General features: G+C 71.5%; 16 protein-coding genes and 4 pseudogenes. 11 read left to right on the top strand and 9 right to left on the bottom strand.

Features of this window, described 5'->3' with window-relative positions:
• Window positions 1–245 (top strand): pirin-like C-terminal cupin domain-containing protein (locus IH61_RS0126015; protein WP_031073994.1); only part of this gene is annotated, 245 nt, incomplete at its 5' end.
• 652 nt (window positions 246–897) lie between these two features.
• On the opposite strand, the pseudogene IH61_RS46230 reads toward IH61_RS0126015, so the two are convergent.
• The 5 genes and pseudogenes from IH61_RS46230 to IH61_RS0125995 form a co-directional block, all read right to left on the bottom strand.
• A pseudogene (locus IH61_RS46230) lies at window positions 898–1470 on the bottom strand (IS30 family transposase); the annotation flags it as partial.
• Between the two features lie 44 nt (window positions 1471–1514).
• A pseudogene (locus IH61_RS46225) lies at window positions 1515–1913 on the bottom strand (low temperature requirement protein A); the annotation flags it as partial.
• Between the two features lie 144 nt (window positions 1914–2057).
• Window positions 2058–2978 (bottom strand): alpha/beta hydrolase, encoded by a 921-nt coding sequence (locus IH61_RS0126005; RefSeq protein ID WP_031073989.1) that lies wholly within the window; start codon window positions 2976–2978, stop codon window positions 2058–2060.
• 50 nt (window positions 2979–3028) lie between these two features.
• Window positions 3029–3796, bottom strand: coding sequence for an SDR family oxidoreductase (locus IH61_RS0126000; protein WP_031073988.1), 768 nt, complete (start codon window positions 3794–3796; stop codon window positions 3029–3031).
• Window positions 3797–3839: 43 nt separating this feature from the next.
• Window positions 3840–4253, bottom strand: a complete 414-nt coding sequence (locus tag IH61_RS0125995) for a cupin domain-containing protein (protein WP_031073986.1) — start codon at window positions 4251–4253, stop codon at window positions 3840–3842.
• 244 nt (window positions 4254–4497) lie between these two features.
• Between IH61_RS0125995 and IH61_RS0125990 the strand changes: the two genes are divergently transcribed.
• Together IH61_RS0125990 and IH61_RS0125985 are read left to right on the top strand one after the other, a co-directional pair.
• Window positions 4498–5397 (top strand): helix-turn-helix transcriptional regulator, encoded by a 900-nt coding sequence (locus IH61_RS0125990; protein WP_031073984.1) that lies wholly within the window; start codon window positions 4498–4500, stop codon window positions 5395–5397.
• Complete coding sequence (locus tag IH61_RS0125985; RefSeq protein WP_051837979.1) at window positions 5394–6293, top strand: helix-turn-helix domain-containing protein; 900 nt, start codon at window positions 5394–5396, stop codon at window positions 6291–6293. Before IH61_RS0125990 ends, IH61_RS0125985 begins: the two co-directional genes overlap by 4 nt.
• 79 nt (window positions 6294–6372) lie before the next feature.
• Here the strand turns inward: IH61_RS0125985 and IH61_RS44845 are convergent.
• Window positions 6373–6528, bottom strand: a pseudogene (locus tag IH61_RS44845) (DUF255 domain-containing protein); the annotation flags it as partial.
• Window positions 6529–7125: 597 nt separating this feature from the next.
• Between IH61_RS44845 and IH61_RS0125980 the strand changes: the two are divergent.
• On the top strand, window positions 7126–8862 hold the full coding sequence (locus IH61_RS0125980; protein ID WP_031073980.1) for an LPXTG cell wall anchor domain-containing protein: 1737 nt from the start codon (window positions 7126–7128) through the stop codon (window positions 8860–8862).
• Window positions 8863–9397: 535 nt separating this feature from the next.
• Here the strand turns inward: IH61_RS0125980 and IH61_RS0125975 are convergent.
• The gene (locus tag IH61_RS0125975) at window positions 9398–9817 is read right to left on the bottom strand and encodes an ester cyclase (RefSeq protein WP_031073979.1); all 420 of its coding nucleotides are present in this window, start codon (window positions 9815–9817) and stop codon (window positions 9398–9400) included.
• A gap of 115 nt (window positions 9818–9932) precedes the next feature.
• Here IH61_RS0125975 and IH61_RS0125970 point away from each other — a divergent pair, with 115 nt between their 5' ends.
• Both IH61_RS0125970 and IH61_RS0125965 read left to right on the top strand, forming a co-directional pair.
• A complete protein-coding gene (locus tag IH61_RS0125970; protein ID WP_031073977.1) occupies window positions 9933–10505 on the top strand; it encodes a PadR family transcriptional regulator in 573 nt (190 codons plus the stop codon).
• A gap of 22 nt (window positions 10506–10527) precedes the next feature.
• A complete protein-coding gene (locus IH61_RS0125965) occupies window positions 10528–11508 on the top strand; it encodes an NADPH:quinone reductase (protein WP_031073974.1) in 981 nt (326 codons plus the stop codon).
• An 841-nt stretch (window positions 11509–12349) separates the two neighbouring features.
• On the opposite strand, the gene IH61_RS0125960 is transcribed toward IH61_RS0125965, so the two are convergent.
• A complete protein-coding gene (locus tag IH61_RS0125960; protein ID WP_051837978.1) occupies window positions 12350–13792 on the bottom strand; it encodes a sensor histidine kinase in 1443 nt (480 codons plus the stop codon).
• Window positions 13782–14459, bottom strand: a complete 678-nt coding sequence (locus IH61_RS0125955) for a response regulator transcription factor (protein ID WP_031073970.1) — start codon at window positions 14457–14459, stop codon at window positions 13782–13784. Before IH61_RS0125955 ends, IH61_RS0125960 begins: the two co-directional genes overlap by 11 nt.
• Before the next feature lie 138 nt (window positions 14460–14597).
• Between IH61_RS0125955 and IH61_RS0125950 the strand changes: the two genes are divergently transcribed.
• The 5 genes and pseudogenes from IH61_RS0125950 to IH61_RS44835 form a co-directional block, all read left to right on the top strand.
• A complete protein-coding gene (locus IH61_RS0125950; protein WP_031073968.1) occupies window positions 14598–15152 on the top strand; it encodes a hypothetical protein in 555 nt (184 codons plus the stop codon).
• Between the two features lie 54 nt (window positions 15153–15206).
• On the top strand, window positions 15207–16007 hold the full coding sequence (locus tag IH61_RS0125945; protein WP_234327334.1) for a hypothetical protein: 801 nt from the start codon (window positions 15207–15209) through the stop codon (window positions 16005–16007).
• A 107-nt stretch (window positions 16008–16114) separates the two neighbouring features.
• A complete protein-coding gene (locus tag IH61_RS0125940) occupies window positions 16115–16753 on the top strand; it encodes a carbonic anhydrase (protein ID WP_031073964.1) in 639 nt (212 codons plus the stop codon).
• 328 nt (window positions 16754–17081) lie between these two features.
• Window positions 17082–17516, top strand: coding sequence for an ATP-binding protein (locus IH61_RS0125935; protein WP_158845294.1), 435 nt, complete (start codon window positions 17082–17084; stop codon window positions 17514–17516).
• 60 nt (window positions 17517–17576) lie between these two features.
• Window positions 17577–17859 (top strand): annotated as a pseudogene (locus tag IH61_RS44835) (thiamine pyrophosphate-binding protein); the annotation flags it as partial.
• Window positions 17860–17863: the final 4 nt, after the last annotated feature.

Genomic DNA, 17863 nt, shown 5'->3' with positions numbered 1-17863 from the left:
CCCTCACCCTCATCAACCCCGCCCCCACCCCTGCCCGCGCCATCCTCCTCGGCGGCACCCCCTTCGACGAACAGATCGTCATGTGGTGGAACTTCATCGGCCGATCCGGTGAGGAGATCGCACAGGCACGCCTCGACTGGGAGAACGGCACCCGCTTCGGCGAGGTGAACGGCTACCCCGGCAACCGCCTCCCCGCCCCGGAGCTCCCGTCGATCCCACTCAAGCCCCGCGGCCGCGTGCGCTGACCTGCATAAACGCAACCCCGAACCACACAACCTCGCACGACCCAGGGGAAGCGCCCCAGGCCCGCGGGCACCTCGCAAGGCAAGGATCCGACCGACTCAAGTGGTGGCGAGGAGCGGCCCCAACCCGCTGGTCGCCTTCTCATGTTCGGCTACGCGTAACAACCTCTGGTCGGATCAATGCTGACTTTTTGCTGACTTTTCTGATGGAGCGTCAGACTATTGGTCTTGACCAATCGCTGGCCACCGTACGGACCGATCGCGCTGCACCACCTCGTCCGGAGCAAGCAGGCGGATGGCAATGGTGGCCGCGACGATCTCGGAGCTCTGATGGTGCCGCACCGGTGTGGTGCAGAGCGACCAGCGTTCGCAGCTGGTGAGACCCCAGAAATGGGGACTGCGATGGTGCCGCCCTTGCACTCCATCGCACTCCATCGCGTCTGGCCCGGTGTCGATCTTCCGATCAGGCCAGATACCCCATCCATCAGGCCGGTTGTCCTTCCTCGTGCCTCGGGGCCAGGAACGTACCGGGGACGCCCCCGGACTCCCGAACGCAAGTACGCACGGGAGGCAGCCTTCTGGCGGCAGGTGGACACGAAGGCCGACGCTGGCGGTTGCTGGCCCTTCACCGGCCCTTGCAACAAGGATGGCTACGGAAGCTCTTGTGGGCGGCCATCTCGGCGCCCTGGTCCCAGGTCAGTGACCGCTTCAGGTGGGCGGGCGGGGTCTGGAGGGTGGTTACGAGGGCGTCGCGCACGTGCTCGGCGGTGCGGCCATGGGGCAGGTGCAGGAGCATCACGTAGCGGGTTGCGCGTTCGACCAGCGTGCCGATCGCCGACGTGCCGTCTCTGCCGATGATGAGGTCGCCCTCCCAGTGGCCGGGAATCGCCCGGTCCTCGGCCTCGGCAGGGCGCTGGCTGATCATGACCATGGGGTCGGTGAAGCGGGGACGGCGGCAGTCGGGCCGGCGCCGTGGCTTGCGGCAGGCCCGGCCGGTGCGCAGGGCGTCGGCGAGCTCACGCCGCAGCTCGCTGCGGCCCTGGACGTAGAGCGCCTGGTAGATCGGCTCGTGAGCCACGTGCATCTCCGGCCGGTCGGGGAGCTGTGCCCGCAGAGCGTGGCAGATCTGCTCGGGGCTCCAGAGCTCGTCCAGGCCGGCCTGGATCGCCTCCCGCAGCTCGGGGTTGAGGGCAATCTTCCCCGGCTTGGGCCGGGGTCGGCGGCGGCTCCCGCGATCCACAGCGGCGCGGAGGCCGCGATCCACGCCAGGGTGCTGCGGAAGTGTTCGCGCAGCGCTTCGGTGCTGGCGGCCAAGGCTGTCACGGTTCCGGCGAGGAGGATCGCCAGCAGCGGGACGGTGAAGGCCCATGCCCGATCGTCGAAGGCGTGGGGGACGGCGGAGTTCAGATAGAGGACGAGGCCCATGACGACGACGACCATCCCGCGTGTGACGGGGCGGTGGATGTCCAGGAGCGTCGCCTCGTAGCTGGTGTGGGCCCATGTGCCGAAGACCGCCACCAACAGCACCGCCGTCTCGGCGGCGCCGCGCCAGGTGAGATGGGTCAGGAGGTAGTGGGAGAGCTGGGAGACGGCGAAGACGAAGACGAGGTCGAAGAACAGCTCCAGCGGGGACACCTCCCGCCGCAGCCTCGGCGGTTCGGGCACGCTCATACCGGGCGCTCCTGCCTGTTCCGGGCCCGGCCGCCGGGCCGTCTGCTCCGGTCCGGACCGGACCGGACCGCGACGTGGATGGGCGGGGGGGCGGTGCCCGGGAGGTGTTCCCGTCCGAACACCGCCCCCGCGGGGTGGGGTCCCTCAGGCGCGGGGGGCGAGGTTGTCGTTGAAGAACGGCACGGCTTCCCGGACAGCCTGGTCGACGTACTTGGGCACGTCGTAGAAGTCCATGTGGGTACCGCCCTCGACGATGACGAGCTTCTTGGGACCGCGGGCCTTGGCGTGCAGCTCGGTGCTGTGCCACAGGGAGCCGGCGTCGCTGCCGGCGACCATGAGGAGGGGCTGGGTGAGGAGGTCCTCGACGAGGTGGAAGGCGTCGAAGGCGAGGATGCGCGGGATGCTCAGGCCCAGGAGGTACTGGTTCTGGGCGTTCGGGTGCTGGGCGCGGGGGGTGAGGTAGTAGTCGTGGGCCTCGGCGAGGTCGCGCGGGGTGTTCCCGTCGAGCTCGGCCGGAACGTAGGGGGCCATAACGGGCTCGGCGCCGGTGGTGGCCTGGGCCTGGCGGGCCTGGGAAGCGGCGTCGCGCACCGGCAGGGCCGCGCTGTCCTGGTCGGAGCCGTACCAGCCCTTGCGCCAGGCGCTGCCGATGTTGAGGGCGCTGACCGTGGCCACGGCCCGGATCCGGGAGTCGGTCATGGTGGCGTTGACGGCGTAGCCGCCGCCGGCGCAGACGCCCAGAACGCCGACGCGGTCGGCGTCGACGTAGGGCAGGGACTGCAGGTGGTCGACGGCGGCGTGGACGTCCTCGACCCGGCGCGCAGGGTCCTCCAGGAAGTGGGGCTCGCCGCCGCTCTCGCCCTGGTGGGAGGCGTCGAAGGCCAGGGCCACGAAGCCCTGTTCGGCGAGCTTCTTCGCGTAGAGGCCGGCGGTCTGCTCCTTGACGCCGCCGCCCGGGTGGACGGTGACGATCGCGGGGTAGCTGCCGTTCGGGTCGAAGCCCTCGGGGAGGAACAGGTTGCCGGCCATGGTGATCGGGCCGTTGGGGAAGGTGGTGGACTGCATCGTCGTACTCCTGGTGACGGGGGTGTTCAAAGGGGGGTTCGGGGACGGGCTCAGTGGGCGCGCAGGTGGTCGAGGTCGTCGCGGACGCGGGCCGGTTCGCGCCCAAGGGGCAGGTTGGCTCGGTCCTCGACCGCGTCGAGGGCACCTGCGGCGTCGGGCCGGGCCTGGGCGAACAGGGCGGTGAAGTCGGTGGTCGCGGGGCCGGGGCCGGAGAAGACCTCGAAGGTGCGGCCGATCGCCTCGTCGTCGAGCAGGGCAGCCACCAGCAGGCGGGCGAGCGCCTGGCGGCCGACGCCGTCCTCGCCGGAGTCGCCCTGCTCGACGCGCAGGTGCTCCCCGCCGGGGCCGGCGTCCAGCCAGCCGGGCCGCACGATCGTGTAGGGGGCGCCGCTGAGCCGCACGAGGCGCTCCGAGCGGCGCTTCCAGTCCAGGGCGTGGCCGCCCTGGTTGAACGGGTGGTCGCGGCGGGTGACGAAGATCGTCGTCTGCAGGACGATCCTGGGGCGCCGGTCGCCGAGTGCCGCCAGGACGTGGGCGACGCCGCCGTAGTCGACGCGCTCGAAGGAGTCGGGGCGGGCGTCGTCGTCGGAGCCGTGGACGAAGACCACCGCGTCGACGCCGCGCACGGCGTCGGCCAGGGCCTCGGGCGACTCCAGGTCGGCGACGGCGATCTCGGTGCCCGGCAGCAGCCGGCGGGCGTGGGCCTCGTTACGGGCCAGCGCGACGGGGGTCAGGCCCCGGTCCTTCGCGGCGGCGACGACGTGCCGGCCGGTGCGGCCGGTGGCTCCGACGACGAGGACCCGGTTGACAGTACTCATGGCGGTTGCGCGTTCCTTCCGGACGGGGGCAGGGATGGGCCGGTCAGTGGCTGGTGGTACGGGCGGCGGAGTACTGCTCGTCGGTGACGGGCTCCAGCCAGGTGGTCTCCGGGCTGCCGTCACCGGGCCCCTCCCACATCGCCAGGTGCTCCATGAACCGGTCCGGCGCCGCACCGTGCCAGTGCTCCTCACCCGGCGGGCAGACCACCAGCTCACCCGGACGGGCTTCGAGGACCACTCCGTCGCGGGTGCCGACCAGGGCGGTGCCGGAGACAACGTGCAGGCTCTGGCCCAGCACGTGGGAGTGCCAGTGGGTGCGCGCGCCCGGGGCGAAGCGCACCAGGTTGACGCGCATCCGGGACGGGGCCGTACCGGGGTGGACCACGTCCCACCACACGTCGCCGGTGAACCACTCGGCCGGGGCCTTGCTCGTGGCCGCAGATTCGACGAATTCCATGAATTTCTCTCCCGATGGTCGTATGCCCTGTGCCCGGTGTCATTCCGGTGCGCAACAACGGAGATTCTCGAATCTCCCGACCTGAATAGCTCCCGGATTCCGGGGGCCGTCCTGCGGGGCACACCACAAACAGTCGCACGCCCGGCCACCTCGATAAAGAGGAGATTTCCTTCCTGGGAGGGACTTATCCAGGGAGAAAACTCTCCCTCCCACCGGACTTGCGATGCGCGCAAGACTGGACCGCATGAGCAGCAACGCCCACCCCGAGGAGCTCGGGGCCTTCCTCAGGGCCCGCCGGGCCGAGCTGAGCCCCCGCACCGTCGGGCTGCCCGCGGACACCGGACGCCGCCGCGTCGCTGGACTGCGCCGGGAGGAGGTCGCCCAGCTGGCGGCCATCAGCACCGACTACTACACCCGCCTGGAGCAGGGACGCATCCAGGCATCGGCACCAGTGCTCGACGCCCTCACCCGCGTCCTGCACCTGGACGACGACCAGCGCGACTACATGCTCGGCCTCGCCGGACGGCCCGACGCCCGACCCCCTCGCCGCACCCTGCAAAAGGTCCAGCCGAGACTGCGCCGACTGCTGGACGACCTGAGCACCACCCCCGCGATCGTCCTCGGCCGGCGCATGGATATTCTCGCCTGGAATTCGCTGGCGGCCGCCCTGGTCACCGATTTCTCGAAAATCCCGGAGAAACAGCGGAACTACATACGGCTCGTCTTCACCGACCCGAGAATGCGGAAACTGTACGCCGACTGGGAGAACGTCGCCCACACCTGCGTGGCCCAACTGCGCATGGAAGCCGCCCGCGATCCCGGAAACCCCCGTCTCGCCGCCCTGGTCGGCGAACTGTCCCTCCAGGACGCCGACTTCCGCCGCTGGTGGGCCGCCCACCACGTCGCCGTCCGCGGGATCGGCACCAAGACCCTCCGGCACCCCGTCGTCGGCAACCTCACCCTCGAATGGGACACCCTCGCCAGCACCACCGACACCGACCAGCAACTCGTCCTCTGGACCGCCGAACCCGGCACCCCAACCCACGACGCCCTGCGCATCCTCGCCTCCTGGACCGACACCCCTACCGCTGCCGACACCGCACCCGTCCCACGGCCCGACACCACTGCCAGACTGGAACCATGAACAGCCACGCCGGCGACCCGAAGGAACTCGGGACCTTCCTCAGGGCCCGACGAGCCGAGCTCGCCCCCCACCAGGTCGGCCTGCCCGCCACCGGGACACCCAGACGGGTCACGGGCCTGCGCCGCGAGGAGGTCGCCCAGCTGGCCGCCATCAGCACCGACTACTACACCCGCGTCGAGCAGGGACGGATGTCTGCCTCCGCCCCCGTCCTGGAAGCCCTCGCGCGCGTCCTGCGCCTGAGTGCCGACCAGCGCACCTACCTGCTCGGCCTCGCCGGACGCACCCCCACCGATCCGCCCGCCCCAGCCACCGCCACCACACGGGTCACCGAACTGGGCCACCGCCTCCTCGCCCAGCTCACCACCTACCCGGCTCTCGTCCTGACCGACGCCATGGACGTCCTCGCCTGGAACCCCCTGGCCGCCACCCTGCTCACCGACTTCGCGCTCCGCCCCGAGCACCAGCGCAACTACGTCTGGCTCCTCTTCAACGATCCGGCCCTGCGCGCCCGCTACTGCGACTGGGACAGCGGCGCCCGCTCCTGCGTGGCCTACCTGCGCATGAACACCGCCGGCCGCGCCGACGACCCCCGCCTGCGCGGGCTCCTCACGCAGATGGCCGGCCAGGCCGACTTCCAGCGGTGGTGGCAGGGCCACGAGGTCGCCGTCCAGGGCGCGGGCAACAAGCACTTCCGCCACCCGCTCGTCGGCGACCTCACCCTCGACTGGGACACCCTCACCAGCTCCACCGCCCCCGACCAGCACATCGTCGTCTGGACCGCCCAGCCCGGCAGCCCCTCCGAACAGCGCCTGCACGAACTCGCCGCCGCGGTCGCCACCCACGGACCAACGGCGGGGCTTCGGGACGGGCAGCCGGTGGCGCCGGGCCTGGAGTAATGCGGCGTGATCCCCTCTGGGGAGGTGGCACCGGGGCGGATCACGGACACCGGTCAGCGCTGACGGTGCCGTACCATTGGCACCAGTGACACGCAGCGTAACCAACCGATAGCAGAACGGGTACATTACGCCGTTTCGCTTCCTCGAACGCCTCGGGTCCCCACGGCCACCAGTCGACCGGATTGTCAGCGTGCTGAAGCAGATAAGGCGAGGTCACACCCGCCAACCGGTTCATGAGACCCAGCCTCTCACGCCGACACGGCCCTGCCGCTTCGGCCCGCAAGCCCCCGCCCTACTTGGCCGATTTGCACTCATGCGCTATCACGTGGTGAATGCGGATCGCCCCTTTTGCACCCAGGTCGCCCTGCGGACGCTGGAGGTTCTGCCCCGACCCAGAGGAGTCGTCGTTAGGACAGCGGTCACGGCCTGGAGTCACCGTGGTCGTGGCGGTTGATGGGCGGCTGCCGCCGTCTGTCTTTCCCTGTGCTTCCTGTGCGGCTTCAGCCGCCCGGCCACCGCGGGGCGGTGTGCGGCCGGAAGCATGTGACGGTTCGCGCCGTCGAGGTGGAGAGGGAGCCCGGGCGTGTCACTGGGTCACGGGGCACCGGGTCCGGTGAGACGGTGCGACCGCGTCTCGGCGAAAAACTATTGAGACGGACGGCAACCTTTCCGCTCCGAGTGGCCACTAAGGGGTGTGCCAACGACGGCGAGCCGCGGTCAGCGGCAGTTCGCCATCTGTGTCAACACCCTATCGGAGCCCCACGTGTCACCAGACGAGCCGCGATCCGCCGAGCAGCCGATGCCTCGGGGGCGCACGCCCCGCCGTAGCCGGATGCTCCGGCATCTTGCCGTGGGGGCGGTGGCGGTGCTCGCCGCCTCGGCCGGTGCAGGTGCCCTGGCGCCCAGCGCGGGCGCCGCAACGACCGTCGGCATCAGTGTGGATGCCGGCACCTCCCTGGGCACGGTACCCAGCAGTGGTGTCGGCCTCAACACGGGCGTGGGCGACGATCACATGGGCACCGCCCAGGTGACATCGCTCATGAATGCCGCGGGAGTTGGGCAGCTGCGCTATCCCGGCGGCTCCGGCGCGGACGACTACCACTGGAAGACCCACACCATGGACGACGGCGGCGGGATCCCCTCCAACACCGACTTCGACCACTTCATGGCCACCGCGAAGACGGTCGGCGCCCAGCCGATCATCACCGCGAACTACGGTTCCGGCACCCCCCAGGAGGCCGCCGACTGGGTCAAGTACGCCAACGTCGACAAGGGCTACGGCGTGAAGTACTGGGAGATCGGCAACGAGGTCTACGGCAACGGGCACTACGGCGACGGCAAGGGCTGGGAACTTGACAAGCACGCCGACAAGAGCCCGACGGCGTACGCGAACAACCTGATCGCCTACGCGAAGGCGATGAAGGCTGTGGACCCGACCGTGAAGATCGGAGCGGTGCTCACCACCCCCGGCGGCTGGCCGGACAAGGAGAAGGCTCCCGGTGACAGCGCCGACTGGAACAACACGGTGCTCTCCATCGCGGGAAGCTCGATCGACTTCGTCATCGTCCACTGGTATCCGGGCGGCACCACCACGGCCGACCTGCTGAACACCCCCTCCCGGATCGCCGGTACCACCTCCACGCTGCGCTCGCTGATCGCCAAGTACGAGGGCTCGCGCGCCGCTTCGGTGGAGATCGCGGTCACCGAGACCGACGCCGCCGCCGGCTCGCCCGCCGCGACCAGCCAGGCCGCGGCCCTGTTCGCGCCGGACACCTACATGAGCTGGTTCGAGCAGGGTGCCACCCACGTGGACTGGTGGAACCTGCACAACGGCACGAGCGAAGCACCCACCACCGTCATCGGCCAGACCGACTACCGGGACGGGGGCATGCTCTCCGCCGGAACGTGCGCCGGGGGCACGTGCGAACCGCAGCGCGATACGCCCTTCCCCAGCTACTGGGGCATCCGCTCACTGACCGCACTCGCGCAGCCCGGCGACACCATGGTCAAGTCGTCCTCGGGCGACTCGTCGGTTGCTGTGCACGCGGTGCGGAGCGGCAACGGCGGTCTGAACGTCATGTTGATCAACAAGAGCCCGCAGAACGCGGCGCAGGTGTCGCTCTCGTACGCCGGATTCACCCCGGCCGCAGGGGCGGTCACGACCGTTTCGTACGCCCAGGGAGACACCGCCCTGACGACGGCGGAGCGGGGCACGGCGGTCGCACAGACGCTGCCGCCGTACTCGATCACGACTCTTCAGCTGAAGCCCGCGTCGGGGACCGCCGGCGCTGACAAGCCGTCGCCCCTCCGCAAGCCGACCGCCGCCACGCCGACCGCCGTCACGCCGGTTGTCTCCGCCTCCGGCACGACCGGCACCCGTGCACAGGCGGAGAAGGGCGTGCCCGTCGGCCACCCGAGCCCGAGCCCGAGCAGCACGTCCGGCGGCCTGGCCTCCACCGGGATGAGCGACGCTGTCACGTACAGCGCCGTCGGTGGCCTGCTGGCTGTCGCTGCCGGAAGCGTCCTGGTGCTTCGCGGACGTCGCCGCAAGGCTCTGCACGGGAAGTGAGACCGCGTGAGTGACTGACGGCCCGGCGCACGCTACCCACCCGTGGCGGGCCCGCGGGGCCGTCGGCCTCCGCGCCGGCGTCGGCGCGCGCCGCTGTCGACCAGGGCGTGACAGTACGGCGCGGTCAGGGCTACACCCTTCGCGTCACCGCCGTCCCCGCGGTGCACCGCCGGCTCCTCGCCCACTGCCAGCCTCTCGGCGGCGCCCAGGGCGTCGCGGGTCCCGGCCCAGCGCAAGGCCCGCCGCGAGTGCGAAACCGCGTCAGCACCCTCGCGCCGATCGAACCATGATCGTTCTCACCGCGTCAGAAACTAGAACAAGCCGCTTCCGGGCCGGCCTCCTGGCGCTTGCCCTCCTTGGCCCCACCGGTGTCGACGGCCATCGTTCGGTGGCGCAGTCGCGCGGTGCCCCCTGGTGCGCGGGCTGCAGTCCCAATGAGACGAGGGTGGTGTGCCAGACCATGGTCTGGCACACCACCCTCGCACCGCCGGAAGCCCGGTGGACGTCCGGCGCTGCCGCCGGCGGACCTGCGCTCTCACGGCGCAGGCACGGCACCGATCTGCTGCAACACCCCGAGGAGGTCGGGCTGACCCCGCTCCTTGATGATCTTTCCGCCGGCCAGGTAGTAGAAGTTCATGGCCTGGACCGAGATGGTCTTTCCGCTGGCCGGGATTCCGAAGAACTCGCCCTGATGCGTTCCGCGCATGGTGAACCGGGCGGCGACCGTGTCGCCCTCGGTGACGGTCTCTTCCAGAGTCCACCGGACATCCGGGAACCCCGCGCGCATCATCGCGATCAGCTCCAGGTAGCCCTCAGGGCCCCGCAGCGGTTCCGCGTGGCTCGGCGCATGAAACTCGGCGTCCGGGGCGATGATCTCACGGGCAAGGTCCTCGTCAGCTGTGTTGATGAACTCGACGAAGCGACTCATCACGGATTCGGTGGATTGCGGCGACATGTCCGTCCGCCTCCCTCTCTACTGGCACTGCCCCTCGCAACGAGCGAGCGGAAGTACCACAGTACATCGATTCGATGTGTGCATCGAATCGATGTACGTGTGGGACGATAGGGACATGCTTGACCTAGCGATACTGGGCTTCCTGGCCGAGCGGCCTCTGCCCGGACATGAACTGCGCCGCCGACTCTCGGAGCTGACGGGCTACACCCGGCCGGTCAGCGACGGCAGCCTGTACCCGGCGATCAAGCGTCTCGCCGCGGCGGGCCTGCTGGAACGGCGCACGGACCCGGCCGCGGGCCCGGCCCGCTACATACTGAGCGTGACCGACGCCGGGCGCACCGACCTGCTGAAGCGGCTGCGCGCGCCCGCCGACCACGAGATCAGCGACTTCACGCGGTTCTTCACCGTCCTGGCGTTCCTGTCCCTCCTGCCGGACGTCGCCGAACAGCACGCGGTGCTGCGGCGGCGACTGGAGTTCCTGGAGGAGCCGGCGAGCTTCTTCTACGACGGCGACCGGCCGCTACGGGCCGAGGACATGACCGACCCCTACCGGCGCGGCATGCTGCTGACCGCCCGCGCCATCAGTAGCGCCGAACGGGCCTGGTTGCACCAGGTTCTGGACGGTGACGAGCCAGTCACCGCGCGCACCGAGACAGACCCCTCTACGCTCGGACGACCTGTGCGCTGACCAGCCCCGGAGGTAACCGCTCATGCTTGCGTCCTGGTACGACCGACAGGGCCCCGCCGCCGACGTGCTGCGCGTCGGCGAGCTGCCCGACCCCACCCCCGGCCCGGGCGAGGTCCGCGTCCGCGTCACCGTCTCCGGTGTCAACCCCGGCGACACCAAGAAGCGGCGCGGCTGGCTCGGCTCCTCGATGCCCTACCCGCGGGTGATCCCGCACAGCGACGCCGCCGGAGTCGTCGACGCCGCGGGCGAGGGAGTCGACGTGCGCAGGATCGGACAGCGGGTGTGGATCTACGGCGCCCAGTCCTACCGGCCCTTCGGCACGGCCGCCCAGTACACCGTCGTACCCGCCGATCTGGCTGTTCCGCTGCCCGACCACCTCAGCGACGAGGTCGGCGCGGCCCTGGGCATCCCCGGCATCACCGCCCACCGCGCCGTGTTCGCCGATGGACCGGTCGACGGCAAGCTCGTGCTGGTGCACGGCGTTCTGGGCGGGGTCGGCTCCCTGGCCGCGCAGCTCGCCCGCTGGGGCGGAGCCAGGGTGATCGCCACTGTCCGGCGCGGCGCGGATCTCGCACAGGTCGATCCGGCTGTCGTGTCCCACGCCGTGGCCCTGGACCAGGAGGACCCGGCGGCGGCGATCCGCGCGTACGCGCCCGAGGGCGTGCACCGGATCGTCGAGGTATCCCTGTCCGACAACGCAGACCTCGACAACGCCGTGGTCGCGAACGGCGCGGTCATCGCCGCCTACGCGACGAGCGCGGACCGGACCGAGATCCCCTTCTGGCCCCTGCTGTTCAACAACGTCATCCTGCGCCTGATCGGCAGCGACGACTTCCCCGAAGAGGCGAAACGCCAGGCAGCACGCGATCTGACCGCCGCGGCCGCCGTGGGCGCCCTGACCGTCGAAGTCGGCGACCGTTACGAGCTGGCGGACATCGCCAAGGCCCACGACCGCGTCGACGCCGGCAGCCGCGGCCGCGTCCTGGTCACCCTCCCCCAGTGACCCCGCCCGTCGTTCACCACGCCCACGGGTGCGCCCCCTGATCAGCCGAGGAGGCATCCGAGCGGTGCCAGGGGCGGCGCGACGTTCCCAGCCGAGACAAGACCTGAGCGTGCCTCCTATGACAGAACGTCTGATTTCGCGTTGACCTGCGAGATCAGGAAGACGATCCCAGATCGCGGTCGTCACCGGCACGGCGCGGATGCTCGCCGCCATCGTCGGCCTCGCGGTCGCAGAGTCTCGGCTGAACGCAGCGAACCGACGACGCGACGAGGCTGGTCAGGGGCCGAGCCGGGCTCGCCGACCATCGTCACCGTTACGGACAGTGCCGTGGGAGACGGTGGTGACCTGCTCGGCGATGTCCTGCTGGGTGAGGGCGGCGTCGTCCAGGCGCGGGAGGCTGGCGAGCCGGCCGGCGCCGGTGCGGGTGGGGCGACGGTGCGCAGGATTTCGGCCTGGTCTGCCTCGGGCAGGGCGCGGTAGACGTCGGCGGCAAGCTGGCGGCGGGGGCCTGCTGGTCGGTGTTCGCCGTGGTGGTCTCCGCGGGTGCCGGCGCGGCGGCGATGCGGCGGGCGGCGATCGCAGCGGCGATGGCCTTCCCGTAGGCGTCGTGACCCGTGCGTCCTTCCTCGATGTAGGGGCCGGCAGGCTGGGCGGCGTTGTCGTCGGTGATCTTGTCCTGGTCGCGGTAGGCGGCGACGAGGGCGAGCTGCTGCTGTCACTGGGCGCGCTGGGTGGGGTTATCGGTCGCCGCGCATGCGTGGGCGCCGCTCGCACGGACGGCCGCACCTGGTCTCGATCCCGGGCTCCAGTGCCTTGGTGTCGCCGATCCACTCGAAGGCCGTCAGGCCGCCGCCGCGTGCGGGAGTGGGAGGCTGATTCGGAAGGTCGTCGTGCCCGATGTGTCGAGAACGGCGAGGGTGCCACCGTGGACGGCGGCGATGTCGCGGGCGATGGGGAGGCCGAGCCCGGCGCCGCCGTCGTCGCGGCTTCGGGCGTCGTCGAGGCGGGTGAAGCGTTCGAAGATCTTCTCGCGGTCGGCCGGTTCGATCATGGGGCCGTCGTTGGCCACGTCGAGGAGGGCCAGGCCCGCTGCCGGGTCGAGCTCGAGGCGGACGGTGATGTGGTGCCGGGCGTGGCGATGGGCGTTGTCCAGCAGGTTGGTGAGCAGGCGGCCCAGCCATTGGGGGTTCCCGTGGACGAGGACCGGTCCGGGGGTGTGGACGGAGACCGGGTGGGCCCGGGTGCCGCGGGCTGCGACGGTGGCGCGGACGAGTTCGGCGAGGTCGACGGGTTCGTGCGGCCAGTCGTGTGCGGTGGCGTCCAGGCGGGCGAGCAGCAGGAGGTCGGCGGCGAGGGCCTGGAGGCGCTCGGTGTCCTCGAGGGCTCCGGCAACCAGGCGGTTGCGAACCTCGGGGTCCGGGTGAGCGAGGGCGACTTCGAGTTGGGTGCGCAGGACGGTCAGGGGGCTGCGCAGTTCGTGGGAGGCGTCGGCGATGAAGCGCCGCTGCCGAACCCCGGCGGCCTCCAGGCGTTCGAGCATGGCGTTCATGGTGCCGGCGAGGCGGGCGATCTCGTCGTCGCTGCCGGGTTCGGGGACGCGGCGGTCGAGGTCGCGGTCGCCGATGGCGGCGACCTCGGTGCGGATGGCTTCCACCGGCCGCAGGGCGCGGCCGGTGGAGCGCCAGGTGAGGGCGCCGACGGTGAGCAGCAGGACGGCGCTGAGCGCGGCGAGGGCTGCGGTGGTGAGGTCCTCGGCGGCGTCGGCGGTGCGCAGGGAGGCTCCGACGTAGACGGTGACCGGGCCGGTGGGGGTGGTGGCGGTGACGGCGGTGACCCGCTGGTGGTGTTCGGCTCCCAGCGCGCCGAGGTTGAAGACGGTGTGGCCGTCCCGCCGGCTGACGGGGGCGACGGCGGGACGGCCGGCCAGGTTCTGGCTGGCGGCGACGACGGCGCCGTGCGCGTCGACGACCTGGATGAAGTCGGTGCCGTGGTCGAGCGGGAGCGGGCTGCTGAGGTGTCCGTCCATGGCGAGACGGGCGACGATCTGGGCCTGCTCGCGGGCACCGGTCTCGACGGTGCGTCCCAGGTTGGCGCGCAGCAGCAGGACGACCGCGACTGAGGCGATGGCGAGGACCACGGCGACGCTGAGGCAGGCGGCGAGGGTGGTGCGGGCCCGGACCGACCGTGGGGCGAACCGGTCGAGAAGGACCGCGAGGCGTGGGGGTCGGGCCAGACCACGGCGGGCGACGGCACGGATGCGGGCCTGGATGCTGTCAGCCACCATCAGCCGCCAGCCGGTAGCCGGCGCCTCGAACGGTCTGCACCGCTGCCCGCCCGAAGGGGCTGTCGATCTTGCGTCGCAGGGCGCTGACGTGGACCTCGACGGTGTTGGGGTCGCTGTCCAGGGCGCTGTCCCAGACGGCGTCGAGGATCTCCCGTTTGGAGACGACCTCCCCGGCGCGGCGGGCCAGGTGGTCGAGGATGGCGAACTCCCGCGGGGTGAGCGGCACGGCGACGCTGGCCCGGGTGCAGGTGCGGGCGGCGGAGTCCACGACGAGGTCGCCCAGGACGGTACGCCGGGGTGCGCGGCTGCCGATGCGGCGGGCGAGGGCCTTGAGGCGGGCGACGAGCACGACGAAGGAGAAGGGCTTGGAGAGGTAGTCGTCGGCGCCGGTATCCAGGGCTTCGGCCTCGTCCCACTCACCGTCCTTGGCGGTGAGCATCAGAATGCCGACGTCGCTACCGGCGGCACGCAGGCGGGAGCAGACCCGGTAGCCGTTGAGGCCGGGCAACATGATGTCCAGCACGATCACGTCGTAGCTGTGGTCCATGGCCCTGGCCAGGCCGGTGAGCCCGTCGTGGGCCAGATCGACGGTGAACCCTTCCGCGGCCAGGCCCAGCTGTACTGCCAGGGCCAGTCGTCGTTCGTCCTCCACCACCAGTACGCGCATACCCACCAGGGTGGCAGGTCCCGGGATCGGGGAGCTGAAGACGGCTTCAGGTCTTCAGCTCAGCTTCAGCATCGTCCGGACATCCTGAGGCGGTCGCCCGGGGACGGCCCGGGTCTGCGGTGGACAGAGGTGGCCAGGGTGAACGAGTCCGTGGAGAACGAGGGGCAGTCCGAGCCGATCGAGCTGACGAAGAGCGCCGGGAGGACGCGTACGGGTCTGGGCCGTGCCGGACGGTGGGTGCGCCGACGCTCCGGGCGATGGGTCCTGGCCGGCGTGGCCGTGGTCGTGCTCGGCGGTGGCGCGGCGGCCATGGCGGTCCACCACGAGGTCGAGGGTCACGGCGCGGGAGAGCACGCTCACGGCGACCGGAGGGTCGCGGGGGAACGCGCTCACGGCGACCGGACGGTCGCGCGGCACGACGGCCCGGACGGTCGTCAGGGCCGCCACGGCACCCAGGAGAAGGACACCCCTGGTGCGCCGGCACCGCTGCCGTCGACCGACGCCGCTGATGCGGTGGCCAAGGCATCGTCGGGTGTGCCCGGCGGCAAGGTCGAGTCGCTGTCCCCGGTCGCCGAGCAGGGCGGCGGCCGCGCGTGGCGGGCCGTGGTCCTGGGCCCGGACGGCGTGCGGCACGTGGTCACGGTGGACGGCGCCAGCAACACGATCACCGGCAACACCGTCCTGGGCGACTGACCCGTTCGTTCTGCGCGGCCGCGGCCACGCATCATGGAAGGGAGCGCCGTCCTCGTGGGCGCCACCACAACACCCCAACTCACGCACCGACGCCAGGCCGGCTTCTCAGGCCCGGCCTGGAGCAAGGTCCCGCAGGTGACGGCGGTGTTCTGGATCGTCAAGATCCTCACCACCGGCATGGGCGAGACCACCTCCGACTACCTCGCCCGCACCCTCGGGCCGATCCCGGCGGTCGGCTCGGCGGGCCTGCTGCTGGCCGCCGCGCTGTTCGCCCAGGCCCGTACCCGCCGCTACGTCCCGGTCGTGTACTGGGCCGCGGTGGTGATGGTGAGCGTGTTCGGCACCATGGCCGCCGATGTCGCGCACGTCGCCCTCGGCGTCCCGTACGCCGTGTCTGCGACGGCGTTCGCCCTCGTCCTCGCCCTGGTGTTCGTCCTGTGGCGGCGCGCCGAGGGGACCTTGGCGGTGGAGACGGTCGCCGGCGGGCGGCGCGAGGTCTTCTACTGGTGCGCAGTGATGGCCACCTTCGCGCTCGGCACCGCGGTCGGGGACCTGACGGCGGCCACCCTGGGCTGGGGCTACCTGTCCTCCGGGCTGCTGTTCGCCGCCCTGATTCTGGTCCCGGCGCTCGCCCACCGCCTGTCCGGCCTCTCGCCGGTGCTCACCTTCTGGTGGGCCTACGTGCTGACCCGGCCGCTCGGCGCCTGCTTCGCCGACTGGGCCGGGGTCGGCCGCGAGCGCGGCGGCCTGGACCTCGGGACCGGTCCGGTCAGCCTCGTCCTCGCGGTGATCATCGTGGCCGCCGTGGCATGGCTGACCGTGCGCGATCGTCGCGGGCCCCGAGCATCGGCCTGACGTCCGATCCTGGTTCGCTTCCTGACACGGGGCTGTGCGCTCACCCGGGGCGGTGGACGGAAGGGGCCGCCGACGCGGCCTGCGAGGCCAGGACGTAGTCTGCGGCCATGACCGATGCCCAGATTCCGACGTCCCACGAGGCATTCGAGACGTTGCTGGCCGGCAACCGGCGATTCGTCGCCGGTTCGCCGGAGCACCCGAACCAGGACGCCGCGCGCCGCACTGAGATCGCACCGGCCCAGCGCCCGTTCGCGGTGCTGTTCGGATGCTCCGATTCCCGGCTGGCCGCCGAGATCATCTTCGACCGGGGCCTGGGCGACCTGTTCGTGGTCCGCACCGCCGGGCATGTCATGGGGCCGGAGGTGCTGGGCAGTATCGAGTACGGGGCGAGCGTGCTCGGCTGCCCCCTGGTCGTGGTGCTCGGCCACGATGCCTGCGGCGCCGTCGCGGCCACCCGCTCCGCCGTCCAGGACGGCTCCACGGCCGGCGGCTACGTGCGGGACGTGATCGAGAAGGTGACTCCCAGCGTGCTGGCCGCCCGGGCGGCCGGGCGCACCAAGGACGAGGACTTCATCGCCGAGCACATACGGCACACCGTCGACCTGTTGTTGGACCGCTCCCGCACCCTCGCCGAGGCCGTCGACGCCGGCCGGGTCGCGGTCGTGGGCCTGTCCTACCGGCTGACCGACGGCACCGCCCGGATCGTCACCGCCCGGGGCCTCAATCTGCCGCTCGCTGCATCGTGACGCCCGGGGCCGGCGCTCTCGCAGGTCGGGTGCGATCTCGCGAAGCCGGTCCGTGCTGATCGCGCCCGCCCGCAGCAGGACCGGGACCCCGCCGGCCTGGCAGAGCGCGCCCGCCGGCTGCGCTCCCTTCGGTCCGCGCTGCGGGCGCCCGCCCTCCCGTCGCCGCCGCACTCTGCGAGCCGGAGTCCGGCCTGCTGTCAATCGGGGTGTGAACCGAGGAGCGACGGGCATGCGCCAGGCATCGGGATGACCTGCCGAGCCGGGGGTGAGATCGATGGATGTCGCAGCACGATACGGCTGTCGCGATGGGCAGGTGTGCCGCCTGGACGTGTCGGGCTCAAACCATCCGGTCGCCGCGGCCCGGGCCTTCGCCGAGAGCGTCCTGGCCCTGTGGGGCGCCGGTGGGGTGGAGCGGGAGGACATCGTGCTGGTGGTCAGCGAGCTGGTCGCCAACGCGCGGCTGCACGCAGGGCTCCCCCGCCGGCTCAGCCTGAGCAGGCGCGACGGCATCGTGCGCATCGAGGTGACCGACCCCAGCCCCACCCGGCCCGTCAGGCGCCCGGCGACCCCTGACCGTCCGGGCGGCTACGGCCTGCTGGTGGTCGATCGGCTGTCGACCAGGTGGGGCACCGACATCGGGCCGTGCGGCAAGTCTGTCTGGGCCGAGTGCCCGCTGCGGTGTTACCGCCCGGAGCCCGGCAGCACGACGCAGAGCCACCGCCGCCTCGCGCGCGGCCGGTTTGAGCCCGGTGCCAGCGGTTAGCCGCCTCGTGGGTCGCCCCGGTCCCGGGGTGTCAGGACCGCGCAGTGGACGAGTTCGGTGATGAAGGTTTCCGACTACGTGCTTGAGCGCCTGCGCGACTGGGAGGTCGAGTACGTCTTCGCGTACCCGGGCGACGGCATCAACGGGCTGCTCGCCGCCTGGGGACGGGCCGAGGACACACCGCGGTTCATCCAAGCCAGGCACGAGGAGATGGCCAGCCTTCCGGGCGGTGGGCTACGCGAAGTTCTCCGGCCGCACCGGGGTGTGCGCGGCCACCTCCGGCCCCGGCGCGATCCACCTGCTGAACGGCCTCTACGACGCCGAGCTCGACCACGTGCCGGTGCGGA

Origin of the sequence: Streptomyces sp. NRRL WC-3742 (genome assembly GCF_000720635.1) — a bacterium.
Classification (GTDB): Bacteria; Actinomycetota; Actinomycetes; order Streptomycetales; family Streptomycetaceae; genus Kitasatospora.
This window is presented reverse-complemented; position numbering and strand designations above follow the sequence as displayed.